A 15996-nucleotide genomic window follows, 5' to 3' on the forward strand; every position below is an offset into this window, starting at 1 on the left:
TACGCCCCGAGCCCCAGCATCGCCGATTGCAGGAACAGCCGGAACGCCTTGGTGGTCGAGGTGAAGGTACCGCCGAGATCGGCCGAACGGATCTGATCGTGCAACGCGCGGCCCCGCACCTGCTGCCAGCGCTGGAACGCGGCCTCGCGCATGCCCATCGATTGCAGCATCTCGGATTCGCCGCGCATCTGGTCCGAGATCGTGTCCGAGGCCACGCTGGCGCGGTTGGCATTGCTCGTCGGCTGGCGCGTGACCCATTGGTTGATCAGCGCCACGCCGATCAGCACCCCGCCGCCGACCAGCGCAAGCGCGCCCAGCCACGGGTGGAAGATCCAGATCCCNAGAAACACCACCAGCAGCGACAGCGCGATCAGCGTCTCCACCGACCGGCTGCCGAGCACCCGGTCATAGACCTGCAGCATGTAAAGCGGCCCGGTCAGCATCAACAGGTTGGCGAAAACGCTGAAGACCCCGACGAACCAGTAAAGCGCACGGCTCTCCCGACGCGCCTCGCGCAGTTCCTCGTAGCCACGCTCGAGCCGCTGTCGTTTCATGCCAATATCCGTTGATAATCGCTTGGAATTGAAACCAGCCGTGGCGGTGATGGATCGGGTTTCACGGTGTGGATGTCAAGTGATTTGAGGGAAGTGCAAGGGCAATCGCATTTCGGATTTGAGCGGCAAGAGAGTGCGGGACCCTGTTGTCCCATCCATGCGTTGGCCTCGGCCCGTTCGGCTTGCAGCGGGCTGGCTGGTGCCTTGTGCGGCCCGCGCGGGCGGGGACGCGTGAAAAGACGGCACATGGCGAAGGTTTGCAAGGGAGCTTCGGGCCTATTCCGTTGAAAAACTCGGCTCGGCAGCCTCTACGCCCGCCATCCAATGTTCGTGGCGTACGCGCCTGACTTACCTCAGTACGCGACTTTTGGGACTGGAAGGAGCTTTGCGAGCTTCCGGAGGTTCTGGGCGGTGGCTGCGAGGTGGAATTCGTCGCGCGCGCCGCTTGGACCCCGCAATCGGAGACGGCTGAGGCCCAGGATAGGCTTCAAATGCGCGAACAGCATCTCCACCTTTTCCGCAGCTTGCAGGAGATCGCGTAGTCGGTGGTCTGAGCGATCGCACGCGCCCGATCGCGGGATGGTTCGAAGATCGACCGGAGGACTTTGCGCGCGGGTTCCTTGGGACAGCAGCGTGCTTTCATCTCGCAGGCATCGCAATCTGCTTTGCTGGCCCGATAGCGGAGCATGCCATCCTCATCGGGTTTCTTCTCCCGGGGTTTCGTGAAGGTCCGGCGGCTTTGCTTCAACTCTTTGCCACCCGGGCAGGTGTAGACATCGTTCCTGGCATCATAGGTGAAGTCGGCACGTTCGAATGTTCCATCCCTGCGGCCGGACTTGTCGAACACCGGGATATGGGGCGCAATGCCGCGCTGCCGGTCCAGCCAATCCAGCATGACGCCGGTGCCGTAGGCGGTGTCGGCGATCAGCCGTTCCGGCAGGAGGCCGAAGGTGTCGTTCACCCGATCTATCATGGTCCGCACCGATCCAACTTCCGCCTGACGAATCGACCGGGTGGCCTCCACGTCGAGGATCACGCCGTTATCAGTGTCGATAAGGTAGTTGGTGGAGTAGGCAAAATAGGCTGGGCCTCCGCGAGCCCCGGTCCATTGCGAGGCCGGATCGGAATGCGAGGTGAACTTCGGCTCGACCGGGCTGGCCCCACCAAAGGCAGCATCATCAAGCGTGGCCAGGTATTCCCTGACAGCCCGAGGCGCGTATTCGGGATCAATCCTTTCGGGCTGCCAATCAGACTTCGGTGTCGAATTCTGCCGGTTCGCGTCGGCCTGAATGATGCTAGCGTCCGCGGCAAGGCGTTGGCCGCTGGCCATCCCCTCCTCGATACACCGCGCCACCACGGTCTCGAACAGATGGCGCAACAGGTCGCTGTCGCGGAAACGGCCGTGCCGGTTCTTGGAAAAGGTCGAATGATCTGGCACCGGGTCAGTCAGATCGAGACGGCAAAACCAGCGGTAGGCGAGGTTGAGATGGACCTCTTCACAGAGACGGCGCTCGGATCGGATGCCCATGATGTAACCGACCAGCAACATGCGGATCATCAGTTCCGGATCAACCGACGGTCGCCCGGTGGAGCTGTAGAATGGTGCCAGGTGCTGCCGGATGCCGGCCAGGTCGACAAATTGATCTACCGACCGGAGCATGTGGTTGGCCGGAACGTGCGCTTCGATTGAGAACTCGTAGAACAGAGCACCTTGCGCTTCCTGCCGGGACCCCATCATCGCCGCTCACCTCCGACCGTTACAGTGAGATTGAATCACCGGCCAGTCCTTCGGGCAAGTCGAGTTTTTCAACGGAATAGGCCATTTAAGTCTTTTCCGCGTCACGGAATACTATCTGTCGATCCGTCAGCATGATACAAAGCCGGATGGCAACTGGTCCATGAGAGTGATGGCTGGACAGCATGATGAACGGATCCAAGACAAAGCGCCCGGATATTTCGGTTTGTGTGCCGATCTACAACGAAGAGGACAATGTCGGTCTGCTGCACGAGACGGTCGTGGCCGCGCTGGAACCGAGTGGCTACAGTTTCGAGCTTGTCCTGGTCGATGACGGCAGCACCGATGACACGATCCCGCGCCTGCGCCAGATCGCGGCCCGCGATCCCCGGATCCTCGTGGTGCGGTTCCGCCGCAATGCCGGCCAGACATCGGCGATGCAGGCCGGGATCGACCATGCCATCGGCCAGTATCTCGTCACCATGGACGGCGATCTGCAGAACGATCCCGCCGACATTCCGATGATGATCGACAAACTTGGCGAAGACCACGACCTCGTCGTGGGCTGGCGTATCAATCGCCAGGACAGGTTGCTGTCGCGCAAGGTGCCTTCGAAACTGGCGAACTGGCTGATCGGAAAGGTGACCGGGCTTCCGATCCGCGACAACGGATGCTCGCTGAAGGTCTACAAGGCCGAGGTCATTCGCCGGGTGCCGCTCTATTCGGACATGCATCGCTTCATCCCGGCGATGTCGATCCCGATGGGCGCTCGCGTGGCCGAGGTCGGGGTGCGCCACCACGCAAGGCAGTTCGGTGAATCGAAATACGGGCTTTCGCGGATCTTCAAGGTGCTTCTCGATCTCATGGTCATCAAGACCCTGCTGATCTTCGCCCGACGCCCCCTTGCGCGCTTTGGCGGCGTTGCGTCGGTTGCGGCTGGCGCTGCGCTCATTGCGCTGCTGGCGATCCCTGCCTCCACCCCCGCCGTCGTGCCGATGACCGTCGCAGCGCTGACGGCGTCTCTTGCCGTGTTCCTGATACTGCTCGGTCTTGTGACCGGCGTTCTTTTCCAGAATGATGGCGGTCGGGAGGCGCCACGACAGGACCCGGCCGACCCTGTCTGAAACAGAAATATCGTATTTGTTCAGAGGATTTCATGGTAGACGTTCATCTTATGGAAAATGGCACGGAACACCCGCATTTTACCGTGCTCGTGACAACCGACCAGCGAGACGGCCTGCGCGAGACGCTCGGCACCTATCGAGACCATCTCGACGCGCTCGGACTGCGCTATGAAGTCCTCGCGATCATCAATGGCGAATACACCCGCCATCTCGATGACCTGCGGAGCATGTCGCCGGATTGGCCGGAACTGACCGTGATCGGTCAGCGTCCCTGGGTGGGCGAGGATGCCGCCCTGGCGACGGGCCTGCGGCGCGCACATGGTGACCTGATCCTGTTGCTGCCGGGCTGGCCGCAGATCGATCCGGCGGATCTGCCGGTTCTGTTCGACGCGATGGAGGGCGACGACCATGACATGGTGTCCGCCTCTCGCACGAGCAGACCCGATGGCGGCTGGCGGGGGATCCGCAAGGGCATCTTTGCACGGGTCCTCAGGATGTTGTTCGGGACCGTTCCGTCCGATCCCTTCTGCCGCGCGCGGCTTGTCCGACGCAGCACCCTGGAGGATGCGGCGAATTTCGGTGTCCGGCAGCATTTCTTGCCCATCATCGCGGCACAACGCGGTCATCTTCTTGGCGAGGTGCCGGTCAGACCAGCCTCGGAAGAGGCTGCACGCGATGCGCCGTATGTCTTCAAGCCGCTGGGGCACCTTCGCGCCCTGCTCGACGCGCTAGCGCTCTATGTCGTGCTGAAATTCCTGCGCCGTCCCCTGCGGTTCTTCGGCGCGATCGGCTTCCCGATCTTTCTCGTCGGCATGATAGCGACATCGATCCTGGTCTTCCAGCGCCTGTTCGGCGAGACGGCTCTTGCAGACCGTCCCGCACTGATATTCGCGGTCATGATGGTCGTGCTCGGCATACAGATCCTCGCCATCGGTCTCGTGGGCGAGATCATCATCTTCGCCGGGGCGCGACGCATGAAACAGTATGACGTCGCCGAGATCATCACATCAGTCCCGCGCGGCATGGAACGACAGGAACCGGGGACCGAAAGCGGTGTACCGGATCGCCACAAGTCGGCCCCGACCGTGCGAAACACGGCAGGGTAGTCGATGACGACCGAGCCCCTTCCTGTCCCGGGCGGCATGCAGACATCCGGAGAGGCTGCCGCGGAGGACACGATCCTTCGGTCGATGGCGGTCGCCGACCGGACATGCGTCATGCGGGCCGACCGGAGGCCGCAAGACGCGGTCACGATACCGGTCGCGCCTGTCGCGACATCGACGATCGCCCCGGATCAGGGCCATGCACACGGACGGCCCGAAAGATGAATACGTTCACGACATCGTCATATGCGTCCACGCAACCGGAGGAGGCACAGAAATCCAGGGATCTGGTGGTGGATTTCGGTCAGATCCTCGGTATCATGAAGCGCGGGTGGTGGGTCATCGCCGGCGGGGGGTTCATCGGCACGCTGATCGCGGTGGTGCTGGTTCTGCAAGTCACACCGTCCTACATGTCCTCGGCCAGGCTTCTGCTCGGCCAGAAAAGCCAGGTCGACGACGCGATGGGGGCGATGTTTCCCGACATCCGGCTCGATTCCGCCGCGATTTCCGGCGAGATCGCAATCCTGACATCGACGCGCTTGCTGGCCCAGGTGAGCCAGAATCTCGATCTCGACAGCCATCCCGAATTCAACCCCGCCCTGGTCCCGCAAGAGGACGGGCCGGGCCCTGTGGAACAGGCCACCGACTGGGCTGTGGGCATGGTCAAGCTTGCCCTCGGCATGAGCCCCGAGGCCCCCTCGACCGAGGCCCCCCGGAACGGTCAGGCATCGCCGGTCAGAAATGCGGCCATGACCGGGAAAAAACTCCTTGGCACGCAGGCCGATTACGCGGGGGTTCTTGCGTCGAACCTCAAGGTCAGCCAGGAAGGCCGCTCCAATCTCCTGGTGGTCCGCTATGTCTCGACCGACCGGTTGTTGGCCGCCGCCGTGCCGAACACGCTTGTCGACCTTTATCTCGACGACAAGATCGACCGACGATTCAGCGTCCTCTCACGCGTGACCTCGGAGCTCGAGACCCGGCTCGAGGCAATGCGTGAACGGCTCGAGACGGCCGAACGCGCCGTGATCGAGTTCCGCAGCCAGAACCTCGCCGAAGGCTTCGGCAGCCGCTCTCAGCTCGAGCAGCAGTTGAACGACCTGTCGACGCGCCTGAGTGCCGCCAAGGCGGAAAACGCCGAACTCACCTCTGATCTTCAGGGCATCGACGGCATCATCGAGGACCATGGGGCCCTTGCCGCGGCCGGACTGTTTTCGTCGCCGGTCCTCGACGGGCTTCTCGAAGAGCTGGCCGGGCTGAGAGAGCGCGCGGTGCGTCTGACGTCGCAGTTCGGAGAAGACATTCCGCAATTGCGAGAGGTGTATTCCGAGATCGACCGCCTCGAAACCAGCCTCACCAACGAGGTCATGCGCCTCAGGGACAATCGTGCCCGAATGGCCGAACTCAGCTCCAGGCGCGTCGCCTCGCTGCAGGAGGAGTTGCGGGCGTTGGAACAGCGGTCGATCCTGCAAGCCGAGCGCGAAGTCCGCCTGTCTCAGCTCGAGCGGGAACAGGACGCGGCCCGGGCCGTCTATGAAACCTTTCTCGACCGTTTCACGGAAACCAGGGAAGTCGAGGCTCAGGAAGGGGACGCCCAGGTCATCGAGTACGCCAACCCGCCCCCTGCACCGTTCGCGCCAGACAAGAAGCTGTCGGCGGCGCTCGGAGGGCTGGCCGGGGGGTTCCTCGGCCTGGCTCTGGTGTTTGTCCATCATCTTGCCCGGAATCGTATAAAGACCACGGCCGAACTGGAACGCCTGCTTCCGGATTTCACTGTTGTGCCTATGCCGAGCGTCTGGCGCCTTTTCCGACGCGCCGCCCCCCTCGGTGCGGCCCTGCGTTCCGGCCAGTCGCCGCTCGGCGAAGCGGTGCGGACGCTGCGCAATATGGTCCTTCTCTCGGAACCCACCATAGTGTCGGTCGTGTCGCCGCTTGCAGAGGCCGGAAAGACCACGACGGCGATCAATCTCGCGCGGTCGTTCTGCCGCGCGGGCCGGTCATGTGTGCTGGTCGATGCCGATCTCCGTCGCGGCGACGTGGCGGATCTTCTGTCTCTCGGCAAGAGCTCGGATCTGCACGATCTTCTTGTGTCATGGCCCCAGCCTCTGGATGTCGCCCTGCACAAGGATCCGGAGTCGGAGCTCCGCGTGATAACGGCCAAGGGCGGCGTCGCCGACCCCGGAGCGGTGCTACTGTCCAAGACGCTTGGCCCCCTGATCTCGGAACTCAAGGCCCGCTTCGAAGTCATCGTCTTCGACACGGCCCCGCTGCTCAACGGCCCCGATGCGCTACCGCTGATCCAGCAGTCCGATGCGGTCATCATGGTCGTCCCGCGCATGAGCCACATGGATGATGTCCGGGTGACCGTCGGCAAGCTCGGCCGGTTCGACGTGGCGAGCCGGATCTCGGTCTTCAACTTTGCCTCCAGCAAGGAAATCGGCACTTATTACTGACCGAACGGAAAACCTCTTCGCCAATATAGGCGACTGCTGTAAAAGAAAGGAATTTGTATGAACATTATCCGTCGTGTCGTGGGAGGCGTCCTGTCAGTGTCTCCCAAGGGCATCCAGACTCGGTTCAAGGAAGAAGCCGAACTGTGGTACTGGCGGAGGGTGCTCAAGGCCTCGAACGGCGAGTTCTACAATGGTCATTTCAAATCCCGGTTCACCGATCTTTTTTCACTGGACGAAAACTATTTCACCAGAAAGAAGATTCTGGATATCGGCTGTGGGCCGCTGGGGAGCCTGGAATGGGCTACGGGCGCCGCGGAACGGGTCGGCGTCGATCCGCTGGCCGATCGTTACGTGGAACTGAACGGCGGCCGCCAGTCGATGAAATATGTCCGCTCGGGCAGCGAGAGCCTGCCGTTCGAGGACGCCCGCTTCGACGTCATCTCGATCTTCAACGCGCTCGATCATGTCGAGGATGTCGCCTCGTCCGTGGCCGAAATCCAGCGCGTGCTGACACCGGGTGGCGATTTGCTGCTGATTGTCGAGATTGATCACCCCGCGACCGTGACGGAACCCCAGTCTCTGCGCGAGGATATCCTGGCAGATTTCGAGCAGTGCGACGTTATCTACCAAGTCATCTACGCTATCCGAGCCGACCATAATGTTTATGGAAGCATCAAGGATGCAAATCCGAGAAAGCAGGTCGGGGACCCTGCGATCCTGTGCGCGCGGCTGGTGAAGAGACCGGCCGACACCGTGTCAGGGAGCTGAGGACCCATAGACATGGGTCTGCCGCAGATTCAAACACCCCGCTACCACGCCCACGTGTAGTATTCCGCGGAGAACCCAGTAAATGCGGTGTTCCTTCGACGGCACCGTCACGACAGCCGCTGCCGCACAGAGTGTCGCCTTTCCGCAGGCGGTCGTGGCGAGCCGCAGACGGGCTGGCGACCCTTGGGCCGATGCCGCGAAACTCTGGCCGGATCGGTATTTCCGCCGGGCGATCCAGCGAAACGAAAGACGTTGCGCGGGAACCGCTTCACGGACGATGGCGTCCTGGCAGATCGCGAAACGTGCCCCGTGGCGGTGCACTTCCAGGAAATAGGCGGTGTCCTCGCCTCCCGACCGCCCCCGGGCGGGATCGAAGCGCGCGCCGCGCCACGCCGTGCCGCGCCACCGCAGCAGCGCGTTGCAGGTGTGCCCCGTGATGACGGCACCGGCGTTCGTCGCGGGATGGTTGGAATGGTAATCCCGCATCCGGATCCATGCCGGGGTCTCGGGGCCGTACTCCGCGATGGCCGGGCCAAAGACCGCATCCGCTCCGGTCCGCGACGCGCAGCCTATCAGCCGGGCGATCCAGTCGGGTTCGGCAACCTCGTCATCATCGAGAAAGGCAATCCAGTCGGCCTCGCCCGCGGCTTCCAGTCCCGCATTGCGCGCGATCGATATGTTGCGGTCGGGTGCGTGGATGTGTGTCACGGGCCACGGCGCCCCCGCGGCGGCGGCCTCGACGGCGGTCCGGCCGCTCGGGGCCACGTCGTTGTCGGCCACGATGATCTTCAGGTGCAGGCCCTCTGGCAGCTGTTGCGCGAAGAGCGACCGCAGCGTGTCCGCCACTTCCGGCCTGCGGAACGTGCACAGCGTGACCGCCACGACCGTCATGCCCCGTCGCGTCCCCTTGCGAGGCCCCGGATGAAGCCCGCCCCCCAGGCCGTGTGAATGATCAGCAGCGCCACCCCGGCCCACAATCCGCACAGGCTCCGCATCCGCACGCTCGCAACGATCGAGATCGCGGCGAGGACGGCGAGGTAGAGCACCGGCAACCCGAGCGCTGGAGGCCAGAACGGCGCGATCAGGAGGCACAGCCCCTGAAGGATCAGCGACAGGGCCGGCGCAATTTGGCGCAGCCGCGGGCGCAGCCGGTGTTTCAATACCGTCCGGGCGCGGCCCTTGCCGTAGCGCCAGTACTGGCCCCAGAGCGCGCGGGGCGTAGGGCGCATGACGTAGTCCGTCCGGAGATCGTCATCGAGCCAGAGCCTGCCGCCCGCCCTTGCCAGCCTTACGTCGTATTCGGCGTCTTCGTTATGGCTGAAATCGGGATCGTACCCCTCCAGCCGGCGGAACCATTCGAGGCGAAACCCGGCGTGATGGCCATGATCGACCCATCCTGACCGTGTGCCGCCCCGATGCGCCGATCCTCCCGACCCCAACGGCGTGTCGACCACCCAGGCGCTGGCCCGTTGAAAGCAGTTATGCCCCCGGGAATCGAGCACCCCGACCACCGAGGCCGCCTCGGGCCGGGCCGCAAGAGACTCGGCGACACGCCGCACATATCCCTTCGGATATCGCGCATGCGCATCGCAGCGCACGAGGATCCGGTGATCTGGCCCGGACAGGTCGAGGACGACGCGATTGATACCGGCCGATTGCAGCATTTCGGGATTGTCCAGCAGGACCAGGTTTCGGTGTTTTTGGGCCAGGGCATGGACGATTTCGCGCGTCCCGTCGGTGCTGCCGCCATCGGCCACGACAAATCGGACCCGTTCGCAGAAAGGATCCGACTCCATCAGCGATGCAAGGCATCGCTCGACATGCCGCGCCTCGTTCAGGGCGGGAATGGCCACGAGAACTTGCTCTGGCCGAAGCCCCGGATCCCCCGGAGGATCGACAGGGGTCTGTCTGGCCGACATGGTCATGGCCGGGTTGGATCCATCATCGGACACGGTCCGGTCTCGGGGCATGACCGCGACCTGCCGGGCTGCGGCATGTCCGTCTTCATCAGGGGGCACCAGATCGTGCCCTGCCGGCGCATCGAGGCAACCGCCTTGCGGAGACCGCTCTGGACGCAGCATGGAATCTGAGCTCATGGGACAGCCTTCTTCGACATTCCGTATATAGCGGATTGTATAACCCCGTTTTGCATACACCACGACAAAAACGAGATGTAACACGCCTTTAGCCCGGCATTTCGCAAATATCGGCTCCGCTTGCCTCGAGGAGCGGCGCCCGGGCCCATGCGCCTGGTCCGGATGGATCGCGGCCCGTTCGCGATCCGACGGCGAGCACACCTTTGCCCACGGGGAAGCGGGCGTGAATGGAAACCGCGTCGTGGCGGGTGTCGTGAAGAAAACATGCACGTCGATCCGGCGAGGGCGCCGCGTGAATGCAAAGGGACGCGGCGCGCCAGTCCCGCGGGGTGTGACGGGCATGCAGGCCGCAGGGCCACCTCTTTTTTCCAGAAATCCAGAGCAGGGATCATCCGTTCTGCGTCTATCGGGTTCTCGACGCGACACCAGATTTCAAGAGGCAGCTGGCCGAATCGCCTTCCGGCACTTCGGACGCACGCCCCGTGCCCTGAAGCCTTCGCCGGGTGCGCGGCAAACCCGATATCGTGTCTCGAGGTGATTCGGTCTATGTTTCAGGTCGATACTACAACTCAAAAGAGAATGCGTTTTTCTTCGCACTCCCATAAGACGATTTCATGCGTGCGTGTTAACCCACCCCCGAACATTCATGGCTTCTTTGTGCTGCGAGAGTTGATCTGAAAGGCAAATATGACATACTTAATGATGTATTAACGTTTCATGATCCGGGTGGAATCCGACAATTTCTGGCGAGATGCAATTGATGGATCATGAGATTATTTCGAGGTGAAAGCGGATGAGCGAGCACGGTTTGACGGTTTCCAGAGTGTACGGTTTGGACAAGACCTTGAAAAACGATAAGCCAAAGCACGTCATGCATGTTTTTGATCAGTCTTCATGCGTCCTTGCGGATGCTGTGAGCGAGCCTCGTCAGAGCGCCGACTTTGACAGAGGCCCCGAACAGGCCGTTGGTGGCGGTCCCAAACGCGCACTGGACATCGTGTTCGCGATTTTCGCGATCCTCACTTTTCTTGTTCCGATCATCCTCATCATGATCGGGTTGAAGGTATATTCCCGTGGCCCGATATTCTTTGCCCATGAAAGGGTCGGTCTCGGCGGAACCCGGTTTCGGTGCCTGAAATTCCGAACGATGGTCGAGGATGCCGAAGAGCGCCTTCAGGCCCTTCTCGCATCGGACGAAGACGCGGCCGCCGAGTTCGCCCAGACCCGGAAGCTGAAGAACGATCCCCGGATCGTCCCGTATGTGGGCGCGTGGCTACGCAAGTCGAGCATGGACGAATTGCCTCAGTTCTTCAATGTGCTTGCGGGAGAGATGAGCGTTGTCGGTCCACGCCCCGTGACCGAAGACGAGATCCGTGAACATTACGGGTTCGACCATGCCTACATGAAAGCGCGTCCGGGCATTACCGGTCTGTGGCAGGTTTCGGGTCGCAACGACATCGATTATGCCAAACGCGTTGCGCTTGATGAAGTGTATATCAAGAACTGGAATTTCCGGAGCGATTTGTCGATTATCCTTCGCACAGCGGCAATAATTTGCCGAGACCGCAACGGTTACTGAGCAATTTATCGCCACTTCCCGAACATCGACTCTGGATCATGCTTTTTGTGCATTGAATCCGCCCGCAACCTCAGGTAGCATTTTTAGCTATAGTTGGTTTGCGTTGTCAGTACTGTTTCCGTGAAAGTCACTTCTGGATCAGTGAGATCAGGAGACAGGGTTTGCTCAGCGATCCAAAATCGTACGGAAGCCATATCCTATCCGAATTTGGAACGTGTATCGATGGGATGTTCGCCTTTGCAAGGCTCTTGCCGTGGATGTCATGAAGACAAGGAATGCCGGGTGTACTTCGGATCGAATATCGGGAACGCGTCTCTTGCATCGAAATCGACCGGCACGATTGTCTGCGTAGTGGGCAAATCAAGGGTGATGGATGCCAATACGCTCTCGTCGGAATCTCGTCAGCCCGACAAGACGGAAAGCTTCGGAACAAGGCCGGCCGAAAACCCCACCCATCGTAACCTTTCCTTAACATTCGGTCTCGACACTATGGGTCCAAGCTGTGCGGCACATCCGGAATATCACTCTGATCGGTACATGCCATGAAACACCTGATCGTCGGTGCCCCCATTTTCGCGGTCACGATGACGGCAGCGCTCCTCTTTTCAGGAGCGGCCTGGTGGGTGGCGGTCTGCGCGTTCTTCCTTACGGCCCCGGTGATGGTCGGTCTGGCCACCTTTTTGTGCAACACGATCCTTCCATGTCAGTACGAAGACCGGAAAAGTCCGGGATCCGAGAGCGCGTCGTACTGATCCGCGGGGGTCCGGTACGTTCGGGATGATGCTGCCGGGTTACTCCGGCGTGATCCGACGTTGCAGAGCCTTGATTGCTCCGATCCAGAAAATCATGTGGAACAGGACGAATGGCTTCAGAAAATCGGCTTCCGTCATTGTTCGGGCAAGCACGAGCATCATGTATGAGAAGATGTAAATCGCCGGCATTGACCCATCAGTGATCGCCCAGCGACCGATCATGAAGACGCCCCACGACAGCGCAAGCATCATGATGCCGAGGCCGATCAGCCCTTGGTGAACGGCGATCTCGTAGTAGCTGTTGTGAAAATTGAAGTTATCCCAAGGCCCTTTGTAAAACTCGAAATATATCTTCTGGACAAGCGGCGACTCCTGGTAGCGCCAGAAGCCGCCTGCACCGACACCCAGCAATGGATGCTCCCGGATCTCGTTTTCCGCATATTGCCACAGGACCGTTCGCCCTGTCAGCGTGCTGTCCTTGTTGAAGTGGGACAGAACCGCGTCGACAGGTTCGACCTGCTGATAGGGCAGGATTGCCAATGCAGCGCTCAGCACCAAGCCGAGCGAAAAAAACAGTATCGCAAGCCGGCTGGCGCGCAGCAGGCCCCCGCGAAGGATGACGGCGCCCGCGATCAGCAGCAGGGCAGAAGCCAGCACCAGAAGCACGGCAGTGGCGGAGTTGCTGGCACCGGCCAGCCAGGCGGCGATGCTCGCCATTCCGAGGGATGACAGCCGGAAAAGCCACCTCGTGCCGGGATCGAGGAATACCGCAAAAGTGACGACCCAGAGGATCACCATGGTCTTGCCCATCGTGTTCTTCGAGGGGAAGATTCCCAGGTCGCCACGGCCGAGCCCGTACGCGACGAACAGATGGACGAGTGCAATGACGCTCGCAGCGATGCAGACCGCATGCATGATCTGCCGCGCGCTGAGTGTCGCGGCTACCTGAAAGCAGATGATCAGCGTCAGGAACAGGTAGAGCGCGTGCTTGAACGCATCGACCGGATCCACGGCCCAGAGCACCGAGATCAGGCACCAGGTCGGAAAGAGCAGCACGACCCATGCCCGTGCCAGAAGCGGAACGATCCTGTTCTGATCGCGCCAGATGCTGTAGGCGTAATAAAGCGCCAGGGGATAAAGCAGCAGTTCATCGCCGCGGAACTGGACAAATGTCACCATCGACCAGATCGTGAAGACCAGAAAGTCCCGCACTTGCGGCGAAATGCGCAGCGTCGGGCCGATCGTGTGGTCGACTGTCACATGCGCCATGACAGGGCTCCTGTGTCTGGTGTCCGACCCGAACGACAACAGTATTGTCCGTGACCGAATCGAGTGCAATTGATCTTTTCGTTGCCAGCATGATTATGAAGGCAATGGGTATGGGACAGGGCAGGATGAAATGAAAAGGGTCACGGCCATCGACGGGCATGTTCACATTCACCCGCGCGCCGATCCGGGAACTCTGCTGGATGCCGCGGCGCGCAACATCGCCAGACTGGCAGGAGAAGGGGCCGATCCCTGCCTTCTTCTGACCGAAACCGCCCGGACCAACGCTTTTGCCGAGATGCGTGCCGGCCACCGCGAGGTCCCCGGCTGGACGATCGAACGGCTGCCCGCGGATCCCGCCGCGATCGTGGCGCGGCGCGGGACCAGCCGTTTGCAGATCATCTCGGGGCGGCAGATCGTTACCTCGGAACGGCTCGAAGTGCTCGCCCTCGCCACGTGTGACAGGTTTTCCGATGGCCAGTCACTGGACGACACGCTTGCGGCGGTGCAAGAGGCCGGGGTTCCCGCGGTGCTGCCTTGGGGATTGGGCAAATGGCTTGGCCATCGCGGACGCCTTGTCGCCGACCGGATCCATCGCGGGGGTCCGGGGCTGATGCTGGGTGACAACAAGGGGCGCCCGAAGCCCTGGCCCGCGCCGAAACTCTTTCGTGAGGGGCGCGGATATATCGTGTTGCCGGGAACCGACCCCCTGCCGATACCAGGCAGTGAGGTCACCGTCGGAAGCTTCGGATTCCTGCTCGAAGGTGCGCTGGACCGCGATCACCCCGCCGCGGATCTCGTGGCCCGGCTTCACGGGCTGCGCCATCAACCGCCTGTCTTCGGGACCAGGATGACGGTGATCGCCGCGCTGCGCGCTCAACTGGCCTTGCAGCGGGCAAAGCATGCAGGGGATGTGGCGTGAAACGCGCAACGATCGCCGACCTTGCCGCCGAGCCGTTCGACATCCTCGTCATCGGTGGCGGTATCTACGGGATGATGACCGCGCGAGAGGCCGCCTTGCGCGGCCTGCGCGTCGCGCTGGTCGAGCGGGCGGATTTCGGCGGCGCGACATCGCACAATTCGCTCAAGGTGATGCATGGCGGGATCCGGTATGTGCAGCATCTCGATCCGGGGCGGCTTCGGGCCTCGGCGCGGGAACGCGCCTTCTGGCAGGCCGCCGCGCCACAGCTCGTCCACCCGATGGAGTTCATCATTCCGCTGTTCGGCCACGGTGTCCGGGGTCCAGCTGCCTTTGCCGCGGCCGCGGCGCTCTACACGGTCGCCTCGGCGGGACTGCGCGGTCCGGGATATGGCGGCACCGGGGTGGTGTCGGCACGAACCGCATGCGCCAGGCTCGGCGATCTCGCCCCGGCCGGGCTGACAGGCGGGGGGGTTTGGCGCGACGGGCAGATCGAGGATATCAACCGGCTGCACATGAGCGTGTTGCGCAGCGCTTTCGATGCCGGGGCGATACTGTCCAACCATGTCGAGGCCGTAGCGCTGACCCGTGAGGGCGATGCGATCACCGGCGCCCGGATGCGGGGGGTTTTCACCGGGGACGAAGGCACGGTCCGCGCAGGCGTGACCGTCTGCTGCTCGGGCGCGGCGACCGCACGGCTCGCCGACGGTGCGATCCCGGGTGCTGCGCGTCGTTTCCCCGGCTTCGCGCGCGCGACCAACCTTGTGATCGACCGGCCCGCGGAAGCGACCGCGAAAGGCGTCGTCAGTCGCGGCCGCTCGGACGCGATCGTGGACCGGGGCGGCCGCATGTTCTTTCTGACACCCTGGCAGGGCCGGACGATCATCGGCACCCACGAGTCGCCCGCACCGGATGCAACCGCGCGCGATCCGGTGGATATCCGGCATTTCCTTGCGGAGATCAGCGAGGCGGCCCCGGCTCTCGCCCTCGCGGCGCAGGATGTCCTGTGGGTTCATCAGGGTCTGATACCGGCCGATGTCGATGACGGCCCGAACAGGGTTCGGCGCATGACACGCGGAACGCTCATCGATCATGCCGAGGCGGACGGCGTCGGCGGGCTCATCAGCGTGGTCGGCGTGAAATACACGACCGCGCGCCTCATCGCGGAACGCGCGATCACCCGTGCCGGTCGTCAGCTCGACACGCAGCCGGCTGATCCGGCGGTCTCCTTCCGAACGTCCTTGCCCGAGGTCGCTCCGGCGTTGGTCGACACGGGCTCGGACCGGGTGCTGGAGGCGCGGATGCGAGACGCCTTCGAAAAAGAGATGGCCATGACACTCGCCGACGCCATCATCCGGCGAACAAACCTTGCAGAGTGCGGCGATCTGGATGATTGCGACTCGGTTCTCAAGGATCGTGTCCTGCGGGCCGCGGCAAAGGTGCAGGCCTGGGACGACCGGCGCGTGGCACAAGAGCGCGACACGCTCGACCGCGCGCTGTCCGAGGCGGCGCCCATGAACGGACGCCACCCCGGTATCGTCAAAAAGTGATCAGTAGATCGTCCCCGGTCCAGAGGTCCTGGGCGTCCAGACCCCGACCGTCGCGGATATAGACGAGGGGGACGAAACCGTCACCGCCGCCATCCACGTC

The 15996-nt window shown here is 62.4% G+C and carries 11 protein-coding genes and 2 pseudogenes; 8 read left to right on the top strand and 5 right to left on the bottom strand.

What is annotated here, in order from left to right; all coding sequences use genetic code 11:
* Positions 1-554: pseudogene (locus tag V8324_RS18740) on the bottom strand (type I secretion system permease/ATPase); the annotation flags it as partial.
* Positions 555-907: 353 nt separating this feature from the next.
* Positions 908-2292: pseudogene (locus tag V8324_RS18745) on the bottom strand (transposase).
* 185 nt (positions 2293-2477) lie between these two features.
* Here V8324_RS18745 and V8324_RS18750 point away from each other — a divergent pair.
* The 4 genes from V8324_RS18750 (at position 2478) to V8324_RS18765 (ending at position 7734) form a co-directional block, all read left to right on the top strand.
* Positions 2478-3413 (top strand): glycosyltransferase family 2 protein, encoded by a 936-nt coding sequence (locus tag V8324_RS18750; protein WP_336421432.1) that lies wholly within the window; start codon positions 2478-2480, stop codon positions 3411-3413.
* A 32-nt stretch (positions 3414-3445) separates the two neighbouring features.
* Positions 3446-4519 (top strand): glycosyltransferase, encoded by a 1074-nt coding sequence (locus tag V8324_RS18755; protein ID WP_336421433.1) that lies wholly within the window; start codon positions 3446-3448, stop codon positions 4517-4519.
* Between the two features lie 218 nt (positions 4520-4737).
* On the top strand, positions 4738-6966 hold the full coding sequence (locus V8324_RS18760) for a GumC family protein (RefSeq protein WP_336421434.1): 2229 nt from the start codon (positions 4738-4740) through the stop codon (positions 6964-6966).
* A gap of 57 nt (positions 6967-7023) precedes the next feature.
* The gene (locus V8324_RS18765; protein ID WP_336421435.1) at positions 7024-7734 is read left to right on the top strand and encodes a class I SAM-dependent methyltransferase; all 711 of its coding nucleotides are present in this window, start codon (positions 7024-7026) and stop codon (positions 7732-7734) included.
* Here the strand turns inward: V8324_RS18765 and V8324_RS18770 are convergent.
* Positions 7723-8625, bottom strand: a complete 903-nt coding sequence (locus V8324_RS18770) for a glycosyltransferase family 2 protein (RefSeq protein ID WP_336421436.1) — start codon at positions 8623-8625, stop codon at positions 7723-7725. The genes V8324_RS18765 and V8324_RS18770 overlap by 12 nt on opposite strands.
* Complete coding sequence (locus tag V8324_RS18775; RefSeq protein WP_442970579.1) at positions 8622-9587, bottom strand: glycosyltransferase family 2 protein; 966 nt, start codon at positions 9585-9587, stop codon at positions 8622-8624. The genes V8324_RS18770 and V8324_RS18775 overlap by 4 nt, the downstream gene beginning before the upstream one ends.
* Positions 9588-10623: 1036 nt before the next feature.
* Between V8324_RS18775 and V8324_RS18780 the strand changes: the two genes are divergently transcribed.
* Together V8324_RS18780 and V8324_RS18785 are read left to right on the top strand one after the other, a co-directional pair.
* Positions 10624-11409: a sugar transferase gene (locus V8324_RS18780; protein WP_336421437.1), complete on the top strand. Its 786-nt coding sequence runs from the start codon at positions 10624-10626 to the stop codon at positions 11407-11409.
* A gap of 542 nt (positions 11410-11951) precedes the next feature.
* On the top strand, positions 11952-12161 hold the full coding sequence (locus V8324_RS18785) for a hypothetical protein (protein WP_336421438.1): 210 nt from the start codon (positions 11952-11954) through the stop codon (positions 12159-12161).
* Positions 12162-12200: 39 nt separating this feature from the next.
* On the opposite strand, the gene V8324_RS18790 is transcribed toward V8324_RS18785, so the two are convergent.
* The gene (locus tag V8324_RS18790; protein WP_336421439.1) at positions 12201-13430 is read right to left on the bottom strand and encodes an O-antigen ligase family protein; all 1230 of its coding nucleotides are present in this window, start codon (positions 13428-13430) and stop codon (positions 12201-12203) included.
* Between the two features lie 130 nt (positions 13431-13560).
* On the opposite strand from V8324_RS18790, the gene V8324_RS18795 reads away from it, so the two are divergent.
* A complete protein-coding gene (locus tag V8324_RS18795; RefSeq protein ID WP_336421440.1) occupies positions 13561-14349 on the top strand; it encodes a hypothetical protein in 789 nt (262 codons plus the stop codon).
* Positions 14346-15896, top strand: coding sequence for an FAD-dependent oxidoreductase (locus tag V8324_RS18800; RefSeq protein ID WP_336421441.1), 1551 nt, complete (start codon positions 14346-14348; stop codon positions 15894-15896). Before V8324_RS18795 ends, V8324_RS18800 begins: the two co-directional genes overlap by 4 nt.
* Positions 15897-15996 lie beyond the last annotated feature (100 nt).

This window comes from Roseovarius sp. D22-M7 (assembly GCF_037083785.1).
Classification (GTDB): Bacteria; Pseudomonadota; Alphaproteobacteria; order Rhodobacterales; family Rhodobacteraceae; genus Roseovarius.

Excerpts from the sequence above, each read along its gene's own strand:
- V8324_RS18750 (WP_336421432.1), top strand. The coding sequence starts at position 2,478 with ATGAACGGATCCAAGACAAAGCGCCCGGATATTTCGGTTTGTGTGCCG.
- V8324_RS18755 (WP_336421433.1), top strand. The coding sequence starts at position 3,446 with ATGGTAGACGTTCATCTTATGGAAAATGGCACGGAACACCCGCATTTT.
- V8324_RS18760 (WP_336421434.1), top strand. The coding sequence starts at position 4,738 with ATGAATACGTTCACGACATCGTCATATGCGTCCACGCAACCGGAGGAG.
- V8324_RS18765 (WP_336421435.1), top strand. The coding sequence starts at position 7,024 with ATGAACATTATCCGTCGTGTCGTGGGAGGCGTCCTGTCAGTGTCTCCC.
- V8324_RS18770 (WP_336421436.1), bottom strand. The coding sequence starts at position 8,625 with ATGACGGTCGTGGCGGTCACGCTGTGCACGTTCCGCAGGCCGGAAGTG.
- V8324_RS18780 (WP_336421437.1), top strand. The coding sequence starts at position 10,624 with ATGAGCGAGCACGGTTTGACGGTTTCCAGAGTGTACGGTTTGGACAAG.
- V8324_RS18785 (WP_336421438.1), top strand. The coding sequence starts at position 11,952 with ATGAAACACCTGATCGTCGGTGCCCCCATTTTCGCGGTCACGATGACG.
- V8324_RS18790 (WP_336421439.1), bottom strand. The coding sequence starts at position 13,430 with ATGGCGCATGTGACAGTCGACCACACGATCGGCCCGACGCTGCGCATT.
- V8324_RS18795 (WP_336421440.1), top strand. The coding sequence starts at position 13,561 with ATGAAAAGGGTCACGGCCATCGACGGGCATGTTCACATTCACCCGCGC.